The following is a 19,054-nucleotide window of genomic DNA, read 5'->3' on the forward strand; positions in this document are numbered from 1 at the left end:
GCCGTCTCAGAGAAGGTCACCGCTGACGCAAGGACTTCCTTCGGGACTCATCCCGAACACCTCCTTGCGATCGCGGGACGGAGAAGAACACGCCTCGGAGTGGCGCACGGCCAAGTGAGACATGTGTATTCCCGTATGTCAAATGTGGGCCTTAAGTCCCAAATAGCCGGGACTTGTGTCCTCACCGTCAGAGGTTGGACTTCTCTTCACACGCCCGTCACAGACCCTTCCGTATCCCTTGTTCCCCTTGGCACACTTCACCCCGCTCGCGTCCCCCACACAACACGAGGTCCACATACTCATGCCTGAACTCAATCGGCGCCGCTTCATGCAGCTGGCCGGCGGCACCGCGACGTTCGCCATGCTCAACCAGAGCATCGCCCGCGCCGCGTCCCTGCCCGCCCGGCGCGCCACCGGCACCATCAAGGACGTCGAGCACGTCGTGGTGCTCATGCAGGAGAACCGGTCCTTCGACCACTACTTCGGCACGATGAAGGGCGTACGCGGCTTCGGCGACCCGCGCCCGGTGACCCTGCCCAGCGGCAAGCCGGTCTGGAACCAGAGCGGCGGCGGCAAGGAGGTGCTGCCCTTCCACCCGGACGCCGAGGACCTGGGCATGCAGTTCATCGCGGGCCTCGACCACGACTGGGCGGGCGGCCACAGCGCCTTCGCCGGCGGCGCGTACGACAACTGGATCAACGCGAAGTCCGAGCGGACCATGGCGTACCTGAAGCGGGACGACATCCCCTTCCACTACGCGCTCGCCGACGCGTTCACCGTCTGCGACGACTACCACTGCTCGTTCATGGGGGCCACCGACCCCAACCGCTACTACATGCTCACGGGCCACGTCGGCAACGACGGCAAGGGCGGCGGTCCCGTCCTCGGCAACCAGGAGGCGGGCTACGACTGGACGACGTACGCCGAGCGCCTGGAGCAGGCGGGCGTCTCCTGGAAGGTCTACCAGGACATCGGCGACGGCCTGGACGCGGCCGGGCACTGGGGCTGGATCGACGACGCCTACCGGGGCAACTACGGCGACAACTCCCTGCTCTACTTCAACAAGTACCGGGGCGCCAAGCCCGGCGACCCGCTCTTCGAGAAGGCCCGCACCGGCACCAACGCCAAGGCGGGCGACGGCTACTTCGACCTGCTCAAGGCCGACGTGAAGGCCGACAAGCTCCCGCAGGTCTCCTACATCGCCGCCCCCGAGGCGTTCTGCGAGCACCCCAACTGGCCGGTGAACTACGGCGCCTGGTACATCTCCCAGGTCCTCGACGCGCTCACCTCCAACCCCGAGGTGTGGGCCAAGACGGCGCTGTTCATCACCTACGACGAGAACGACGGCTACTTCGACCACGTCGTGCCGCCGTACGTCCCCAAGGACGCCAACCAGGGCAAGTCCACCGTCGACACGACGCTGGACTACTTCCCCGGCAGCGCGGGCTACGCGGCCGGGCACTACGGCCTCGGCCAGCGCGTCCCGATGGTCGTCGTCTCGCCGTGGAGCACCGGCGGTTACGTGAACTCCGAGGTCTTCGACCACACGTCGATCATCCGGTTCATGGAGAACCGTTTCGGCGTCAAGGAGCCCAACATCTCGCCGTGGCGCCGCGCGATCTGCGGCGACCTCACCTCCGCCTTCGACTTCAGCGGCAAGGACACCGACCCGGCGGACCTCCCGGACACCGCGGCCTACGAGCCGCCGGACCACCAGCGCCACCCCGACTACCTGCCCAAGGCGCCCGCCAACCCGGCGCTGCCCAAGCAGGAGCGCGGCTCGCGGCCCGCCCGCCCGCTGCCCTACGCCCCGCTCGTGGACGGCGCGGCCGACCCGGCGGCGGGCAAGTTCACGCTCACCTTCGGCGGCGGCGCGGCCGCCGGTGTCTGCTTCCACGTCCGCTCGGCCAACCGCACCGACGGCCCCTGGACGTACACCACGGAGGCGGGCAAGACCGTCGCCGACACCTGGAACTCGGCGTACTCCAAGGACGCGTACGACCTCTCCGTCTTCGGCCCGAACGGCTTCCTGCGCACCTTCAAGGGACCCGGCAAGAAGGCGGGCCCCGAGGTGATCGCCCGGCACGACAAGAAGACCGGCAACCTCAAGCTCACCCTGAAGAACGCGGGCACCGCCGACGTGAACCTCACGGTGACCAACGCCTACGGCGGCGCGGGCCAGACGTTCAAGGTCAGGGCGGGCGCCTCCGTGGACCACACCGTCGACCTGCGGGCGAGCAAGCGCTGGTACGACGTCACCGTGAAGTCCGACGCGGACACCGGCTTCCTGCGGCGCCTCGCGGGCCACGTGGAGACCGGCAGGGCGGGCGTCAGCGACCCGGCGATCATCACGGGCTGACGCGTGGCCGGGGGCTCCGGCGAGCAAGAGAACCGCAGGGAAAACGAGCGGCGGCCGCGCACCGCCCCGGATAGCATCCGGACGCATGACGAACGCCGCTCCCCGTCCTTCCGGGGCCCCCGACAAGCCCGTCCTCGACGGGCTCGAAGCGACATGGTCGAGGCGCTGGGACGAGTCGCGCGTATTCGCCTTCGACCGGTCGAGGCCCCGGGACGAGGTCTTCTCCATCGACACCCCGCCGCCCACCGTCAGCGGCTCGCTGCACGTCGGCCACGTCTTCTCGTACACGCACACCGACACCATCGCCCGCTACCAGCGCATGCGCGGCAAGGAAGTCTTCTACCCCATGGGGTGGGACGACAACGGTCTGCCGACCGAGCGCCGCGTCCAGAACCACTTCGGCGTCCGCTGCGACCCCACTCTGCCGTACGACCCGGACTTCACCCCGCCCGAGAAGCCGGACAAGCGGCAACTGCCCGTCTCCCGGCGGAACTTCATCGAGCTGTGCGAGCGGCTCACCGTCCAGGACGAGCAGGTCTTCGAAGAGCTGTGGCGGACGCTCGGCCTCTCCGTCGACTGGTCGCACACCTACCAGACCATCGACGCGAACGCCCGTGCCACCTCGCAGCTCGCGTTCCTGGAGAACCTCGCGCGCGGTGAGGCCTACGTCGCCGAGGCGCCGACGCTGTGGGACGTCACCTTCCGCACGGCGGTCGCCCAGGCCGAACTGGAGGACAGGGAGCGGCCAGGCGCCTACCACAGGCTCGCCTTCCATCGGGCGGAAGGCCGCACGGATGAGCGCACGGATGACCGCACGGTCCTGATCGACACCACCCGGCCCGAACTCCTGCCCGCCTGCGTCGCGTTGGTCGCGCACCCGGACGACGAGCGCTACCAGGACCTGTTCGGCACGACGGTCCGCACCCCGCTCTTCGACGTCGAGGTCCCCGTCGTCGCCCACCCGCTGGCCGCGCGGGACAAGGGCACCGGCATCGCGATGATCTGCACGTTCGGCGACACCACCGACGTGACGTGGTGGCGCGAACTGCGGCTCGCCACCCGCCCGGTGATCGGCTGGGACGGCCGCTTCCGCACCGAGCCGCCGAGCGGCGTCGAGACACCGGCGGCGGTCGCGGCGTACGCGAAGCTGGCGGGCGCCACCGCGCACACCGCCCGCGAGCGGGTCGTCGAGATGCTGCGCGCGAGCGGCGACCTCCGGGGCGAGCCGCGCGCCGTCACCCACGCGGTCAAGTTCTTCGAGAAGGGCGACAGGCCCCTGGAGATCGTCACCACCCGCCAGTGGTACGTCAGGAACGGCGGCAGGGACACCGCCCTGCGCGACCAACTCCTTACCAGGGGAGCGGAGTTGACCTGGCACCCGCCGCACATGCGGGTCCGCTACGAGAACTGGGTCGGCGGCCTCAACGGCGACTGGCTGATCAGCCGTCAGCGCTTCTTCGGCGTCCCGATCCCCGTCTGGTACCCGCTGGACGGCGCCGCGGTGCCCGACTACGACCACCCGATCGTCCCCGACCGCTCGGCGCTCCCCGTCGACCCGAGCGCGGAGACCCCGCCCGGGTACGCGGCGGCCCAGCGCGGCGAGCCGCACGGCTTCACCGGCGACCCGGACGTCATGGACACCTGGGCCACGTCCTCCCTCACGCCGCAGATCGGAAACGGCTCGCCGACCCCGACCTGTTCGCCCGGGTCTTCCCGATGGACCTGCGCCCGCAGTCCCACGAGATCATCCGCACCTGGCTGTTCGCCACGGTCCTGCGCGCCCACACCGGGCACGACGCGCTGCCCTGGCGGCACGCGTCGATCTCCGGCTGGATCCTGGACCCCGACCGCAAGAAGATGTCGAAGTCCAAGGGCAACGTGGTCACGCCGGGCCACCTGCTCAAGGAGCACGGCTCGGACGCGGTCCGCTACTGGGCGGCGAGCGGCCGCCCCGGCACGGACACGGCGTTCGACATCGGCCAGATGAAGATCGGCCGCCGCCTCGCCACGAAGCTGCTCAACGTCGGCAGGTTCGTCCTGAGCACCGGCGACGTCCCCGAGGACGCGCGCGCCACCGAGCCGCTCGACCGCGCACTGCTCGCCGCGCTCGCCTCGACCGTGGAGGAGGCCACCGCGGCCTTCGACGCCTTCGACTACGCCCGCGCCCTGGAACGTACGGAACAGCTCTTCTGGCGCTTCTGCGACGACTACGTCGAACTGGTCAAGGCCCGCGCGTACGGCGACCACGGCGACGCGGCCGCCACCCGATCGGCACGGGCGGCCCTGCGCACGGCGCTCGACGTCCTGCTGCGCCTGTTCGCACCCGTCCTGCCGTTCGTCACGGAGGAGGTCTGGTCGTGGTGGCGCGAGGGCTCGGTGCACCGAGCCTCCTGGCCGGACGCGTCCGCGCTGCGGGAACACGCGGGCGACGCGGCGGTCCTGACCACGGCGTCGGAGGCCATCGGGGCCATCCGCAGGGCCAAGTCGCAGGCACGGTTGTCGATGCGCGCGGAGGTCGCGAAGGCGACGCTCAGGGCACCGCGCGCCACTCTCGACCGCTTTGCGGCGGCGCAGGCGGACGTGCGGGCGGCGGGAAGGATCGGGGCGGTGGAGGTGCGGGAGGGAGAGGGGCCCCTGCGGGTCGAGGTGGTCTTCTGACATGAGGGGCGGCCCGGTAAAGGGCGCGGGGAACTGCGCGACCAGCCACGACGCTCCCGCAGGTGTTCACGAAGCGGTGGAATTCCGGCCATCGTGGCCGGAGTGAGTCGGACGTCACACCTGGGTAAAACACTGGCGGATGGCCGATATACGACGGGTAGGGTGCCCCGAGTGACAACGCATTCGAACATTCCTGCAGGCTGGCACCCGGACCCGCACGGCGTGGCCCAACTCCTGCGCTGGTGGGACGGCTCCCAGTGGACCGACCACACCACCCCGGCCCAGCAGGCCCAGGCTCAGGCCGCCCCGGCCCAGCAGGTCCCGCAGCAGGCCCAGTTCCAGGGAGGCGAGTTCGGCCAGCCGCAGGCACCGCCGATGGCCGACCCGGCCAAGGTGCAGCGCCAGGTGCAGCAGCAGGCCGGGGTCGCGCCCGCCGCACAGGGCGGCGGCACCCTGTTCACCGAGCCGGTCCTGGTGGTGAACCAGAAGGCCAAGCTCATCGAACTCACCAACGAGTACAGCGTCATGGACCAGTCGGGCAACGCGCTCGGCTCGGTCGTCCAGGTCGGCCAGAGCACGCTGAAGAAGGTCGCGCGCTTCGTCTCCAGCCTCGACCAGTTCATGACCCACAAGCTGGAGATCAGGGACGCCTACGGTCAGCCGCAGATGCTGCTGACCCGGCCCCGCAAGTTCATGAAGTCGCGGGTGATCGTCGAGCGCGCGGACGGCCAGCCGATCGGCGAGATCGTCCAGCAGAACATGATCGGCAAGATCAACTTCGGCATGATGGTGAACGGCCAGCAGGTCGGCGCGATCAAGGCGGAGAACTGGCGCGCCTGGAACTTCTCGATCGTCGACCACGCCGACAACGAGGTCGCCCGGATCACGAAGACCTGGGAAGGTCTCGCCAAGACCATGTTCACCACCGCGGACAACTATGTCCTCCAGATCCACTACCAGCTGCCCGAGCCGCTCCTGAGCCTGGTCGTGGCGACCGCGCTCACCGTGGACACGGCGCTGAAGCAGGACGCTCGCGGCTTCGGGTGACGTGGTCTGTTCTTGCGTGACAGCGGCGCCGGTCGCTCCCTTCCGGGGGAGCGACCGGCGCCGTTTCGTTGTTCGTCCTACGCGCTCCGCAGGCCCGATGTGGCTGGGCGCGCGGTTCCCCGCGCCCCTTCGGGCGCCCCCGGCTGACCGGGGATCGAGGTCAAGGCGTCCGGCACGGGCCCGTCCGCGACGGTTCGGGGCGAGCGGGTGAGGACCACGACTCCGTACGCCGCGATTCCCGCCCCCGCCACCGCGAGCGCGATGCCGACCACGCCGCCCTGGAGCCGCTCGCCGAGCAGCGTCACGCCGATCATCGAGGCCGCGAGGGGGTTGGCGAGCGTCACCACGGCGAGCGGCGCGCCGAGGCCGCCGCGGTAGGCGGTCTGCGAGAGCAGCAGGCCGCCCGCGGCGAACGCCGCCACCAGGAGTGCCACGACGATCACCTGCGGACTGAGCAGCGGTCCCGACCGGTCCGTCACGGCGACCGTCACGGTCTGGGTGAGCGCGGAGGCGACGCCCGAGGCGAAGCCGGAAGCGGTCGCGTGGCGCAGCCCCGGGCGCGTGCCGGGCCGGGAGAGGATCCCGATGACCGCCATGGTCGCGGCGGCGACGGTCAGCGCCTCCGGCACGGACAGGCTGTCGTCGGGTGCGGGGCCCGACGCGGTCAGGAGCAGTGCGCCGAGGCCGATGAGGGTGAGCCCGGTGCCGCGCCACTCCAGGCGGGTCACCCGGCGGCCCGCGAGCCGCGCGCCGAGCGGTACGGCGGCGACGAGGGTGAGCGCGCCCAGCGGCTGGACGAGCGTGAGCGGCCCGTACTTCAGGGCCGCCACGTGCAGCAGCGCCGCGGACGCGTTGAGCCCGACCGAGGACCACCACGCGCCGCTGCCGAGCATCCGCAGCACTCCGCTCTCGCCCTCGGAGACGCGCGAGGCGAGCCGTTCCTGTGCCACCGCGGCAGCGGCGTACGCGGCGGCGGAGACGAGGGAGAGCGCGACGGCGAGCAGGGTGGCGTTCACCGGCCCGCCCCCGAGGCGACCAGCTCCGGCGCGGGCGCGGAGCGGCGCACGACCAGCGAGCGCCCCGCTCGCGGCAGCCGGATCACCGCGAGCGCGACGCCGAGGAGCGCGCTCGCCACGATCGCGTCGAGCCAGTAGTGGTTGGCGGTGCCGACGACCACGAGCAGCGTGGCCAAGGGGTGCAGGAGCCAGAGCCAGCGCCACCGCGACGAGGTCGCCACGATCATGCCGACGGCGAGCATCAGCGCCCAGCCGAAGTGCAGTGACGGCATGGCCGCGAACTGGTTCGCCATGGTGTCCGTCGCGGGTTCGGACGCGTAGACCGAGGGCCCGTACACCTGCGCGGTGTCGACGAGGTGCGCGGCGTCCAGGAGGCGCGGCGGGGCGAGCGGGAAGCCGAGGTGCAGCAGGAGCGCCGCGGCGGTGAGCGCGGCGAGCACCCGCCGCGTCCAGACGTAGTGCCGGGGGCGGCGCAGGTACAGCCAGACCAGGAACAGCAGCGTCGCCGGGAAGTGCACGGCCGCGTAGTAGGTGTTCGCGACGTGGATCAGGGTGTCGCTGCTCATGAGCGCGTTCTGCACGGCGCCCTCGCCGGGCAGGTGCAGCGTCCGCTCGGCGTTCCAGACGCGGTGCGCGTTGTGGAAGGCCTCGCCCGTGTGGCCGTTGGCGAGCTGCCTGCCGAACTTGTAGACGAGAAAGAGTCCTGCGACGAGAAGGAGCTCGCGGACGAGGGGCGGTCGGGCAGATGTGTCCGGCTTCCGGACGGCGGTCGCGTCCGGCTCCCGGACGGTTATGTCCGGCTCCCGTTCGGCAGGCTCGGTTCGGGAATCCATCCCCCGGCCCCTTTGCGTGATGACAGGTGGTGCGGTGCCGAGTGAGGGATCTCCCCACTCATCGATACGCCAGTGTACCGATACGGAAGCGTACCGGTACGGAAACGTACCGGTACACTGGCGTATCGATGAGGCCGATCGGGCCAGTCGCACCGAGGGGAAGAGTCATGACGTCGACGTCGAGCCGCTCGAAGATCACGCCGGAGCGTGAGCAGGAGTTCTACGGGGCCGTCCTCGACCAGCTCCGCGAGTGCGGTTACGAGGCGCTGACCATGGAGGGCGTGGCCGCCCGCACGCGGTGCAGCAAGTCCACGCTCTACCGGCAGTGGAAGACGAAGCCCCAGTTCGTGGCCGCGGCGCTGCGTGCCAGCCGCTGTGTGCGGTTCGCGGAGATCGACACCGGTGATCTCGCGGGGGACCTGCGCGCGGCGGCGCGTGCCGCGGGCGAGCGCTCCGGGCGCGACACCATGCTGGTCCAGGCGCTCAGCCACGCGGTGCTCCAGGACGAGGAGCTCCGGCGGGCGCTGCGCGAGACGCTGATCGAGCCGGAGCGCCAGGCGATGGAGGCGATCATCCGGCGCGGCGTGGAGCGCGGGGAGATCGCCGAGGGGCACCCCGCAGTGGAATTCGTCACGCTGCAGCTGTTCGGGGTGCTGAGGGCGCGGCCCATCATCGAAGGTGAGTACGCGGACGAGGAGTACCTGGTCCGTTTCGTCGAGGCCTGCGTCCTGCCCGGTCTCGGGCTGACCTGACGCCGACCAGGGGCGTCACATGATCGTGGGCCCGGTTCCGCCGGATGACGGGATCCGGGTCTGCCCGCGCCGCACCGTGGGGACGGGGGCGGCGCGCACCACCAGGCCGGACGGGGTTCCTCCAGAGCGGTGAGGAACCCCGCCCGGTCGATCGGGAGCCGGTGCCGCACCGGCCTCCCCGCCGACCGAGGTCGCGTCGGCTACACGTTCTGCCCGGCACCTCCGCCGCCGACATCGCCCCGCTTGATGCCCTCGGTGATCTTGTCCATCGCCGAGAGCGAGGGGGCTTCCTTGTTCACGTCGATGCCCATGCGGACGACGACGAGCTTCGACTTGTCGGCGGGGGAGCGGAAGGCGAGCGACTGGACGTAGCCGTCGTCGCTCTTCTGCGTCACGGCCTTCCAGCGGACGAGATAGCCCTCCTGGCCCGCCACGGTGACCTTCTTGGAGGCGAGCACCTTGTGCGAGGTGATCTTGCCGTAGGTCTTGCCGCCGTACCCCTCCTTGGCGTTCTTCGCGATGTCCGCCTTCGCGGCCGCCTCGGGCGAGTCGGCGTCGAGCTTGAGGGCCTCGGCCGACTGGGAGTACGCGCTGCCGCGCGTGCACTTCTCCGAGGCGTTCCCCGGGCAGGGGATCGGATCGGTCTGTACGGCGGCACCCCGCTCCGTGGTCCCGCCCGCCCAGCCGTCGGGTATGGGGATCTTGATGCCGTTGACCGGGTCGGTGGCGAACCCCTTCTCGCCCTCGGGCGCCTCGGGCGAAGGAGCCTGCGGTCCCGGGGATTCGGGCGCCCCCGGATTCCGCGGGGCCTCGGGCGACGGCTTGTCCGCCACGGCGTCGCTGCCGCCGTCCCCGTCGTCGTCCGCGGTCAGGACGTACACGCCGCCGCCGATGCCCGCGAGCACGACGGCCGCCACGCCCGCCGCGATCGCGACGCGCAGTCGCCGCCGAGGGGCGGGCGGCTGCCCGGGATAGGCCGGATACACCGGCTGGGTCGGGTGCGCGGCGCCGCCCGCCGCGCGCACCTGATCCGTCCACACGCTCCCGTCCCACCAGCGCTCGGTGGGAGGTCCGCCGGCCGTCTGGCCGGGGTCGGGATACCAGCCTGGGGGAGTCATCTGGGTCATGGGCGCCAGCGTATGAGCCCCGCGTGAAAGCAGGATGAGAGGGGGCCCGAATTGGCCGCCCAGGCCCACGTCCTGGGCCTGGCGGCGCCTTCCGGGGTCCCTGAGGTCAGTGTCCCTGGCCGTTGATGACGAGCCGTGAGGGTGCCGCGTCCGCGGCCACCGGGGGCGGCCAGGCGGCGCGCCGCCCCGGTGTGATGGAACCGAGCACGCTCGGATGCCGTGCCCCCGTGCTCGCCGGAACGGTGCCGGGCAGCCCGTGCAGGGTCAGGAACCCGAGCACCGCGAAGGCGTACGCCTCCTTGGCCGCCGAGGGAAGCCCGAGCTCGTCGGAGGTCCGCACCGGGACCGATCCCAACTCCGCCCGCAGCGCGGCCATCAGCGCCGGGTTGCGGGTGCCGCCGCCGGAGGCGATGACCTCGGACGCGGCCACCGAACGGACCGCGTCGGCGACCGTGCGGGCGGTGAGCCGGGTGAGGGTGGCGACCACGTCCTCGGGGGGCAGCGCCTCGTACCCCTTCAACGCCGTACGCAGATACGGCAGGTGGAAGAGTTCCTTACCGGTCGTCTTCGGCGCGGGCAGGCCGTAGTACGGCTCGGCGAGGAGCTGTCCGAGCAGGCCCTCGTCGACCGTGCCCCGCGCGGCCAGCTCGCCGTCCAGGTCGTATTCCAGGCGCCCGCCCGTCGCTTCGTGCACCGCGGCGTCGATGAGGGCGTTGGCGGGGCCCGTGTCGAACGCGGTGCCGTCGGGGGCGGTGATGTTGGCGATGCCGCCGAGGTTCAGCGCGGCGGGGGCGCCGGGGCGGCCGCGCAGCCACATCCGGTCCACCATGCTGACCAGGGGCGCGCCCTGACCGCCCGCCGCGATGTCACGGGGCCGGAAGTCGGCGACCACGGGCAGCCCCGTCGCCTCGGCGATCCACGCGGGCTGCCCGATCTGCAAAGTGCCGTGCACCTGCCCGTCCGCCACCCAGTGGTAGACGGTCTGGCCGTGCGAGGCGACCAGCTCGGCCTGCCCGTCGCACAGTTCACGGTCGGCCTCGACCGCCGCTGCGGCGAAGGCCCGGCCGATGAGGGTGTCCAGGCGGCAGACGTCGGCGAGCGTCGTCTCCGCGGGCGGCAGGGCGGCGGCGAGCCCGGCGCGCAGCCCCGCGTCGTAGCCCCGGCTGATCAGCCCGAGCGGAGTGAGCGTCAGCCTGTCCCCGTCGAGCGTCAGATCGGCGGCTGCCGCGTCGATCGCGTCGTACGAGGTCCCTGACATGAGCCCGATCACGCGCACGTGGGGCCTCCTTCCGGGTCGGCTCAGCGGAGTGATTGATCATCGCACCTGACGGGCGGGGGCAACGCGTCTTGCCCGAAACAGGCACGGGGTGCAGCTTCCCGCGAGCTCGGCAAACATCCCTCGGGCCGCCGCACGGCGACGACCGCCCCGGCCGCTCACCCCTCCCCGCGCGCCGCGAGCACCCGGCCGCGCCACACCCCGGGATCCCCCCAAGCCCCGCGCAGCGCACGGGCCTTGGTGAGCCACAAGGAGAGATCGAACTCAGCCGTGTACCCGATCGCGCCGTGCAGCTGGAGCGCGGCGCGCGCCGCCCCGTACGCCGTCTCCGCCGCCGTCACCTTCGCGGCGGCGACATCACCCGGCGCCATCGTCAACGCGGCGCCGAACACCAGCGGCCTGGCGAACTCCAGGCCCACCAGGACGTCGGCGACGCGGTGCTTGACGGCCTGGAACGTGCCGATCGGCGCGCCGAACTGGGTGCGCTGCTTGACGTACGCGACGGTCCTTTCCAGCAGCGCGAGGCCCACGCCGAGTGACTGGGCGGCGGTCGCGAGCGCGGCCCAGTCCCTCGCGTGCCGGGCGGCGGCGGCCACGGCGGGTCCCGAAGCGAGCCGCTCCCCGCCGGGCAGCGGCGCGGCGAGCCGCCGTGCCGGGTCCAGGGAACGGCGCACGCGCGCGTGCCCGGGGGCGAGCCGCAGCCCGTCGTCCGTCACGGTGAACAGCAGGTCCGCCGCGTCCGCGTCCAGGGCGTAGGGCCCGCAGCCGGGCAGCGTCAGCGTCGCGCTGAGCCCGCCCGCGGCGAGCGAGGGCAGGAACCGCTTGGCGGGCGCGGTGTCGCCCAGCTCGGCGAGGCGGGTCAGGAGCGCGCAGGACGCCACGGTCTCGACGACTGGACCCGGCACCGCGTGCCGCCCCAACTCCACCAAGGAGACGGCCGTTTCGACGGACAGCGGCCCCACGCCCTCGTACTCCTCGGGCACCGGAAGCGCGAAGACCCCCGCGTCCGCGAGCCGTGCCCACACGGCGCGCCCCGGAGCGTGGTCGCCCGAGCCCCAGGCCCGCGCGGCCGCGACGGTGTCCGCGCCGGTCAGCATGGCGTCGAGCGAGCGCGCGAACTCGCCCTGCTCGTCGTCGAGGAGGAACCTCATCAGCGACGTCCCTTCGGCAGTCCGAGCAGCCGCTCGGCGATGATGTCGCGCTGGATCTCGTTGGTGCCCGCGTAGATGGGGCCCGCGAGCGCGAAGACGTACCCCTCGGACCAGCCGTGGTCCTCCGCCGCATCGCCCTCGGTCGGCTCGTCGCCCGTCAACTCACCGTCCGGGCCCAGCAGATCGAGCGCCGTCTCGTGCAGCGCGATGTCGTACTCCGACCAGAAGACCTTGTTCAGGCTGGACTCGGCGCCGATCGTCTCCCCTGCGGCGAAGCGCGACGCGCTGGCCCAGGTGAACAACTCGTAGGCGCGCGCCCCGATGACGGCGTCGGCGACGCGGTCGCGCAGCGCCGTGTCGGCGGGGTCGCCGCTCTGCTGCCAGCGCCGTACGAGACGGTCCGCGGAGGCGAGGAAGCGGCCGGGGGAGCGCAGCATCAGGCCGCGTTCGGTCCCCGTGGTGGACATCGCGATCCGCCAGCCCTGCCCCGGCTCGCCGAGCACGTCCTCGTCCGGCACGAAGACGTCGTCCAGGAAGAGTTCGGCGAAGGCGGGCTTGCCGTCGAGGCGCCCCACGGGACGCACCGTCACCCCGTCCGCGTCCAGCGGGAACATCAGGTACGTCAGCCCCCGGTGCGGCTTGTCCCGGTGGTTCTCGTACGGCTCGCTGCGGAACAGGCCGAACGCGCGGTCGGCGAACGCGGCCCGCGACGACCAGGTCTTCTGCCCGCTGAGCAGCCAACCGCCGTCCGTGCGGCGGGCGGTGGAGCGCAGGGACGCGAGGTCCGAACCCGACTCGGGCTCGGACCATGCCTGTGCCCAGATCACCTCGCCGCTCGCCATGGAGGGGAGCACCCGCGCGCGCTGTTCCTCGGTGCCGTGGTCGAAGAGGGTGGGTGCCAGGAGGTTGATGCCGTTCTGCGAGACGCGGCCCGGCGCGCCCGCCGCGTAGTACTCCTCCTCGAACACCAGCCACTTGACGATGTCGACGCCCTGTCCGCCGTACTCCTCGGGCCAGGAGACCACCGACCACCGGTCGGCCGCGAGCTCCCGCTCCCACGCGCGGTGGGCCGCGAAGCCTTCGGCCGTCTCCAGTGACGGCAGCGGTCTCGGCGGCACGTGCGCGGCGAGCCAGTCGCGCGCCCGCCGCCTGAACTCGGCTTCCCCTGCGGTGAATTCGAGGTCCATCCGTGGCCCACCAACCCTTCCCTAACAAGTGTTTGGTAGATTAGCCTGAAGGGCGTACGCAGTCGAGAGTCCGAGACCGGAATCGGGGGGCCGCCCATGGAAGCACCCGGCTACGTGCCCGCGCACGACCTGCTCGCGGGCCGCACCGCCGTGATCACGGCGGCCGCGGGGGCGGGCATCGGCGGTGCCACCGCGCGCCGCTTCCTGGAGGAGGGCGCGCGCGTCGTCATCGGCGACGCGCACGCCCGGCGCACCAAGGAGTCGGTGGCCGCGCTCGCCGACGAGTTCGGCGCCGACCGGATCGACGGGGCGCCCTGTGACGTCACGGACGCGGCGCAGATCCAGACGCTGTTCGACCTGGCGGAGCGCAGACACGGCCCCTTGGACATCGTGGTGAACAACGCGGGCCTCGGGGGCACCGCCGAGCTCACCGAGATGACCGACGAGCAGTGGGACAAGGTCATCGACGTCACGCTGAACGGCACGTTCCGCTCCACCCGCGCCGCACTGCGCCGCATGCGGGCCGCCGACCGCGGCGGCGTGATCGTGAACAACGCGTCGGTGCTCGGCTGGCGCGCCCAGGCGGGCCAGGCGCACTACGCGGCGGCCAAGGCCGGGGTCATGGCCCTCACCCGCTGCGCCGCCGTGGAGGCCGCCCCGCACGGCATCCGGGTCAACGCGGTCTCGCCGAGCCTGGCCATGCACCCCCACCTCGCCAAGGTCACCTCGCCCGAGCTCCTCGAAGAGCTCACCGCACGCGAGGCGTTCGGCAGGTACGCGCAGCCGTGGGAGATAGCCAACGTCATCGTCTTCCTGGCCAGCGGCTACTCGTCGTACATGACGGGCGAGACGGTCTCGGTCAGCAGCCAGCACGCCTAGAGGGTGGGCCCCGAAGGGGCGCGGGGAACTGCGCGACCAGCCAGCGGCGGCCCGCAGACTCCGATGGTGAATCCAGCGAAGCGCGTGGGCGGAGAATGACCGTGTGCCGAATCCCAAACAGCAGACCAGCAAGTCACAGACCAGTAAGAAGAAGGCCCAGGTGAGCCCCTCACCCGAGCGCCGCCGCGAACTCCTCGGCATCGCCGCCGACGTCTTCGCCGAGCAGGGGTACAACGCGACGACGGTCCGCAAGATCGCCGACGCCGCGGGCATGCTCGCGGGCAGCCTCTACTACCACTTCGACTCCAAGGAGTCGATGCTCGAAGAGATCCTCCGCACCTTCCTCACCGAGCTGTGGGACGGGTACGACAACGTGCTCAAGGCCCAGCTCGACCCGCGCGAAACGCTCGAAGCGCTCGTCACCGAGTCCTTCCGGGAGATCGACCGGCACCGCGCCGCCGTCGCGATCTACCAGAAGGAGTCCAAGCACCTGGTCGCCCAGCAGCGCTTCCAGTACCTCTCCGACTCGCAGCAGCGCTTCGAGAAGGCCTGGCTCACCACGCTGGAACGGGGCGTCGCGGAAGGGGTCTTCCGCGGCGACCTGGACATCCGGCTCGCCTACCGCTTCGTGCGCGACACCGTCTGGGTCGCCGCGTCCTGGTACCGCCCCGGCGGCGGCCACAGCCCCGAGGAGATCGCCCGCCAGTACCTGTCGATGGTCCTGGACGGCATCTCCGTACGCACGTAAGCGGCGCGACCACCCGCGGCGCGCCACGACCGAGGAGTACGCAGTCATGGCCGAGGCCTACATCGTCGAAGCGGTCCGCACGCCCGTCGGCAGGCGCAAAGGAGGGCTCAGCCACGTCCACCCCGCCGACCTGGGCGCGCACGTCCTGACGGCGCTCGTCGAGCGCTCCGGCGTCGACCCCGCCGCCGTCGAGGACGTCGTCTTCGGCTGCCTGGACACCGTCGGGCCGCAGGCCGGGGACATCGCCCGCACCAGCTGGCTGGCGGCCGGGCTGCCCGAGGAGGTGCCGGGCGTGACCATCGACCGGCAGTGCGGATCCTCCCAGCAGGCCGTGCACTTCGCGGCCCAGGGCGTCCTGTCCGGCACCCAGGACCTGGTCGTCGCGGGCGGCACCCAGAACATGTCGATGGTCCCCATCGCCTTCGCGTCCCGGCAGGCCGCCGAACCCCTCGGCCTCACCGAAGGCCCCTACGCGGGCAGCGAGGGCTGGCGCGCACGCTACGCGGACCGGCCCGTGAACCAGTTCCACGGCGCCCAGCTCATCGCCGAGAAGTGGGGCATATCCCGCGGGGACATGGAGGAGTTCGCACTCCGCTCGCACCGGCGGGCGATCCGCGCCATCGACGAGGGCCGCTTCGACCGCGAACTCGTCGCCCACGGCGAGGTCACCACCGACGAGGGCCCGCGCCGCGACACCACCCTGGAGAAGATGGCGGGCCTCAAGCCCGTCCTGGAGGGCGGCACGATCACCGCGGCCTGCTCCTCACAGGTCTCCGACGGCGCCGCCGCTCTGCTCATCGCGAGCGAACGGGCCGTGCGGGAACACGGGTTGACGCCCCGCGCCCGCGTCCACCACCTCTCCGTGCGGGGCGAGGACCCCATCCGGATGCTCTCCGCGCCGATCCCCGCCACCGCGTACGCCCTCAAGAAGAGCGGCATGACGCTCGACGACATCGACCTCGTCGAGATCAACGAGGCGTTCGCGCCCGTGGTCCTCGCCTGGCTCAAGGAGACCGGCGCCGACCCGGAGAAGGTCAACGTCAACGGGGGTGCGATCGCGCTCGGCCATCCGCTCGGGGCGAGTGGCGTGAAACTGACGACGACGCTCCTGCACGAACTGGAGCGCACCGGCGGCCGGTTCGGACTCCAGACCATGTGCGAGGGCGGCGGCCAGGCGAACGTGACGATCATCGAGCGTCTCTGAACCCCGCTCCGCGGTCACGCGGAAGCAACGTCCCTCACCCCTTGCGGGAGTACCTGCGCGGACCGTCCTCCGCGGCGGCCCGGACCCGGCTAGTCTCGACTTCTGTACGTCGATTGAGCGACCCCGGGAGGTAGCGCGATGACGCAGGGACGGCCCGGAGGAGCCGCCTGGGCCCCGCTGTGGGAGCGCGAAGACGAACTCGCCGCGGCGACGCAGGCCGTCGAGGAACTCTGCGCGGATGTCACGACGGCCGGCGGCCTGCTCACCTTCAGCGGGGAGGCGGGCATCGGCAAGACGGCGCTGCTCGCCGAAGTGCGTCGCATCGCGGAGGCCCGCCGCGCCACGGTCTGGTCCGTGCGCGGCGGCGAGGCGGTCACGTCCGTCCCGTTCAACGTCGTACGCCAGCTCCTGCAGCCCGCACTCGTCTCCTTCTCGCCCGAGGAGGCACGCGAATACCTCGGCGACTGGTACGAGATCGCGGGTCCGGCCCTCGGCATAGCCGAGCCGGGCGGCCACCAGGCGGACCCGCAGGGCGTCTGCGACGGCCTCGTCGAGGTGGTCTCACGGCTCGCCCAGCTGAAATGGCCGCTCGTCCTGCTCATCGACGACGCCCACTGGGCCGACCAGGAGACGCTGCACTGGCTGGCCACCTTCGCCCAGCGCCTCGACGAACTGCCCGTACTCGTCGTGGTCGCCCGCAGGCCCGGCGAGGCCATCGGGGAAAGCGCTCGCCATCTGGCGACGGTCGCCGACCACGCCCGCTCGTTCGCCACCCTGCAAGCCCTCACCCCGGCCGCCGCCGCGGGCCTGACGCGCGCCACCCTCGGTGAGCACGCCGACGCCCCGTTCTGTCGCGAGGTCTGGGCGGTCACCGGCGGCAACCCGTACGAATCGGTCGAACTCCTCGCCAAGGTGCAGGACAGCGAGCTCGAACCCGTGGAGGGCTCCGCCGACGAACTGCGCGCCCTCAACCGCACGGCTCGCGGCCGTGGCCTCGTCGACCGCCTCAAAGGACTCGGCACGGACGCCACCCGCTTCGCCTGGGCCGCCGCCATCCTCGGCAGCGGGATCTCCCTCGACCTCGCCGCCTCGCTCGCCGTCATGCCCATCGACACCGCCGAACGCTGCGCGGAACGTCTGTGCGCGGCCCGCATCCTGGTGACCGGTGACGACGGCCTGGAATTCGTCCACCCCCTGATCGCCACCACGGTCTACCGCTCGATCCCCGGGGCCACCCGCACCGCCATGCACGGCGTGGCGGCCGCCGTCGTCGCCCGCGACGGCCAGGGCGCCGCTGCCGCCTCCCGGCATCTCCTTGAGGTCCACCCGGACGACGACCCCGAGCTGGTCGACCAGCTGCGCCAGGCCGCCGCCGAACACCTCGCGGTCGGTGCGCCCGACGCGGCCCGCCGCTGTCTTGAGCGGGCCCTGCGCGAGCCGCCCCTGCCGGAGATCCACGCGCGCGTGCTCTACGAACTGGGCTGCGCCACTCTGCTCACCTCACCCGCCACGACCATCTCCCACCTGCGCGAAGCGCTCTCCGTGCGCGGCCTCGACCAGGAGCTGCGCGTCGACGCCGTCTGCCGCCTCTCCCAGGCCCTCGTCCACAACGACCAGCTGGAAGAAGGCTTGCGAGCCATCGCCGAGGAGGCGGAGCGGCTCGACGAGGGGCCCGCGCGGCTGCGGCTCCAGGCCGTGCACTACATGTGGGAGGGCATCCACGCGGGCGAGGAGGACTCCCCGGGACGCTCCCGGCGGCTCGCCGCGCTCGCCGGACCCCTCTCCGGCCGGGACAACGCCGAGCGCGCCCTGCTGATCCTGCGCGCCTTCGACGCCATGACCCGCGGGGAGAACGCCGAACTGGTCGTCGAGCTCTGCGACCGCGCCCTCGTCAACGGCAGGCTCGCACCGGGACTCGGCTGGACCGACACCGAGTGGAGCTTCGAACTCCGCCTGATGCTGGGTGGTTCGTACGCCTTCTCGGACCGGCTCGACCGCGCCGAGAGCCTGTTCACCGAGGCGGTACGGGCGTACGAGACGGCGGGCTGGAGCGGCGGTCACCTCGCCCTGTCGCACGCCTTCCTCGGCTATGTGTACCGCAGGCGCGGGCGGCTGCACGACGCCGAGCGCTCCCTGCGCGAGAGCCTGCGCCTGGCCGACCGGGTCGGTCAGGGCCTGCCCATGCACTGGGAGGCGGCCAGCATGCTCATCGACACGCTGCTCGCGCGCGGCCACGTCGACGAGGCGGGCGCCGTCGCCGACCGGTACGGCTTCGCGCCGCCGTCGGCCTCCACGATCTACGTGCCCGACGCGCCGTCCGTCCGGGGCAGGCTGCTGCTCGCGCTCGGGCGCACGGAGGAGGGCCTCAACGAACTGGAGGCGACGGCAAAGGCGTTGACCGCGCGCGGCCAGTACAACACCGTCCTCGCTCCGTGGGCCTACGACCTCGCCCGAGCGCTGGCCCACGAGGACCCCAAGCGCGCGGGGCACCTCGTCGCCGACGCCCGCATGCAGGCCGAGCGCTTCGGCACGGACACGGCGATCGGCGAGGCGCTGAGGTGTGCGGCGTCGCTGGAGACGGGAGCGAAGTCGGTCGCGCTGTACCGGCAGGCGGCGACGTATCTGGAGGCGTCTCCCTGTGCGTACGAGCACGCGGTGGCGCGTGTCGAGTACGGGATCGCCGCGGACTCGGCGGTGGAGCTCGAGCGTGGGTTGACCTTGGCGCGGACCTGCGGAGCGGATGGTCTTGCCGACCGGGCGCTGGATCATCTGGGGCTTGTGCGGCGGTGAGGTGGATGTGGTCCGGGGTCCTGCCTC

14 protein-coding genes and 1 pseudogene are annotated in these 19,054 nt (G+C 72.0%); 9 read left to right on the forward strand and 6 right to left on the reverse strand.

What is annotated here, in order from left to right:
- Positions 1-301: 301 nt before the first annotated feature.
- The 4 genes and pseudogenes from KY5_RS35540 to KY5_RS35550 all read left to right on the forward strand — a co-directional run bounded on the left by KY5_RS35540 (position 302) and on the right by KY5_RS35550 (position 6,064).
- Positions 302-2,359 (forward strand): phosphocholine-specific phospholipase C, encoded by a 2,058-nt coding sequence (locus tag KY5_RS35540; RefSeq protein ID WP_098246054.1) that lies wholly within the window; start codon positions 302-304, stop codon positions 2,357-2,359.
- A gap of 85 nt (positions 2,360-2,444) precedes the next feature.
- Positions 2,445-3,980 (forward strand): annotated as a pseudogene (valS, locus tag KY5_RS35545) (valine--tRNA ligase); the annotation flags it as partial.
- A 95-nt stretch (positions 3,981-4,075) separates the two neighbouring features.
- On the forward strand, positions 4,076-5,017 hold the full coding sequence (locus KY5_RS43000; protein WP_267894308.1) for a class I tRNA ligase family protein: 942 nt from the start codon (positions 4,076-4,078) through the stop codon (positions 5,015-5,017).
- A gap of 171 nt (positions 5,018-5,188) precedes the next feature.
- Positions 5,189-6,064, forward strand: coding sequence for a phospholipid scramblase-related protein (locus KY5_RS35550; RefSeq protein ID WP_098246055.1), 876 nt, complete (start codon positions 5,189-5,191; stop codon positions 6,062-6,064).
- A 77-nt stretch (positions 6,065-6,141) separates the two neighbouring features.
- Here KY5_RS35550 and KY5_RS35555 read toward each other — a convergent pair whose 3' ends face one another.
- Positions 6,142-7,080: a DMT family transporter gene (locus KY5_RS35555; RefSeq protein WP_098246056.1), complete on the reverse strand. Its 939-nt coding sequence runs from the start codon at positions 7,078-7,080 to the stop codon at positions 6,142-6,144.
- A complete protein-coding gene (locus tag KY5_RS35560; RefSeq protein WP_098246057.1) occupies positions 7,077-7,913 on the reverse strand; it encodes a phosphatase PAP2 family protein in 837 nt (278 codons plus the stop codon). The genes KY5_RS35555 and KY5_RS35560 overlap by 4 nt, the downstream gene beginning before the upstream one ends.
- Positions 7,914-8,080: 167 nt before the next feature.
- On the opposite strand from KY5_RS35560, the gene KY5_RS35565 reads away from it, so the two are divergent.
- Positions 8,081-8,665: a TetR/AcrR family transcriptional regulator gene (locus tag KY5_RS35565; RefSeq protein ID WP_098246058.1), complete on the forward strand. Its 585-nt coding sequence runs from the start codon at positions 8,081-8,083 to the stop codon at positions 8,663-8,665.
- A 200-nt stretch (positions 8,666-8,865) separates the two neighbouring features.
- Here the strand turns inward: KY5_RS35565 and KY5_RS35570 are convergent, their stop codons facing one another.
- The 4 genes from KY5_RS35570 to KY5_RS35585 all read right to left on the reverse strand — a co-directional run bounded on the left by KY5_RS35570 (position 8,866) and on the right by KY5_RS35585 (position 13,406).
- Positions 8,866-9,792: a DUF2510 domain-containing protein gene (locus tag KY5_RS35570; protein WP_098246059.1), complete on the reverse strand. Its 927-nt coding sequence runs from the start codon at positions 9,790-9,792 to the stop codon at positions 8,866-8,868.
- A 106-nt stretch (positions 9,793-9,898) separates the two neighbouring features.
- Positions 9,899-11,068 (reverse strand): anhydro-N-acetylmuramic acid kinase, encoded by a 1,170-nt coding sequence (locus tag KY5_RS35575; RefSeq protein ID WP_098246060.1) that lies wholly within the window; start codon positions 11,066-11,068, stop codon positions 9,899-9,901.
- A gap of 158 nt (positions 11,069-11,226) precedes the next feature.
- Complete coding sequence (locus tag KY5_RS35580) at positions 11,227-12,219, reverse strand: acyl-CoA dehydrogenase family protein (protein ID WP_098246061.1); 993 nt, start codon at positions 12,217-12,219, stop codon at positions 11,227-11,229.
- Complete coding sequence (locus KY5_RS35585; protein ID WP_098246062.1) at positions 12,219-13,406, reverse strand: acyl-CoA dehydrogenase family protein; 1,188 nt, start codon at positions 13,404-13,406, stop codon at positions 12,219-12,221. The genes KY5_RS35580 and KY5_RS35585 overlap by 1 nt, the downstream gene beginning before the upstream one ends.
- Before the next feature lie 96 nt (positions 13,407-13,502).
- Between KY5_RS35585 and KY5_RS35590 the strand changes: the two genes are divergently transcribed.
- From KY5_RS35590 to KY5_RS35605, 4 genes are all read left to right on the forward strand, one after another.
- Entirely contained in the window at positions 13,503-14,285 is a 783-nt protein-coding gene (locus KY5_RS35590) for an SDR family oxidoreductase (RefSeq protein ID WP_098246063.1), read from the forward strand.
- Between the two features lie 103 nt (positions 14,286-14,388).
- Positions 14,389-15,033: a TetR/AcrR family transcriptional regulator gene (locus KY5_RS35595; RefSeq protein WP_098246064.1), complete on the forward strand. Its 645-nt coding sequence runs from the start codon at positions 14,389-14,391 to the stop codon at positions 15,031-15,033.
- 46 nt (positions 15,034-15,079) lie between these two features.
- Positions 15,080-16,237, forward strand: a complete 1,158-nt coding sequence (locus tag KY5_RS35600) for an acetyl-CoA C-acetyltransferase (protein ID WP_098246065.1) — start codon at positions 15,080-15,082, stop codon at positions 16,235-16,237.
- Positions 16,238-16,375: 138 nt separating this feature from the next.
- Positions 16,376-19,027 carry an ATP-binding protein gene (locus KY5_RS35605; protein WP_098246066.1) on the forward strand — a complete coding sequence of 884 codons (2,652 nt, stop codon included), beginning with the start codon at positions 16,376-16,378 and terminating at the stop codon, positions 19,025-19,027.
- The last annotated feature ends 27 nt before the right edge of the window (positions 19,028-19,054 follow it).

Origin of the sequence: Streptomyces formicae (assembly GCF_002556545.1) — a bacterium.
GTDB classification, from domain to species: Bacteria; Actinomycetota; Actinomycetes; order Streptomycetales; family Streptomycetaceae; genus Streptomyces; species Streptomyces formicae_A.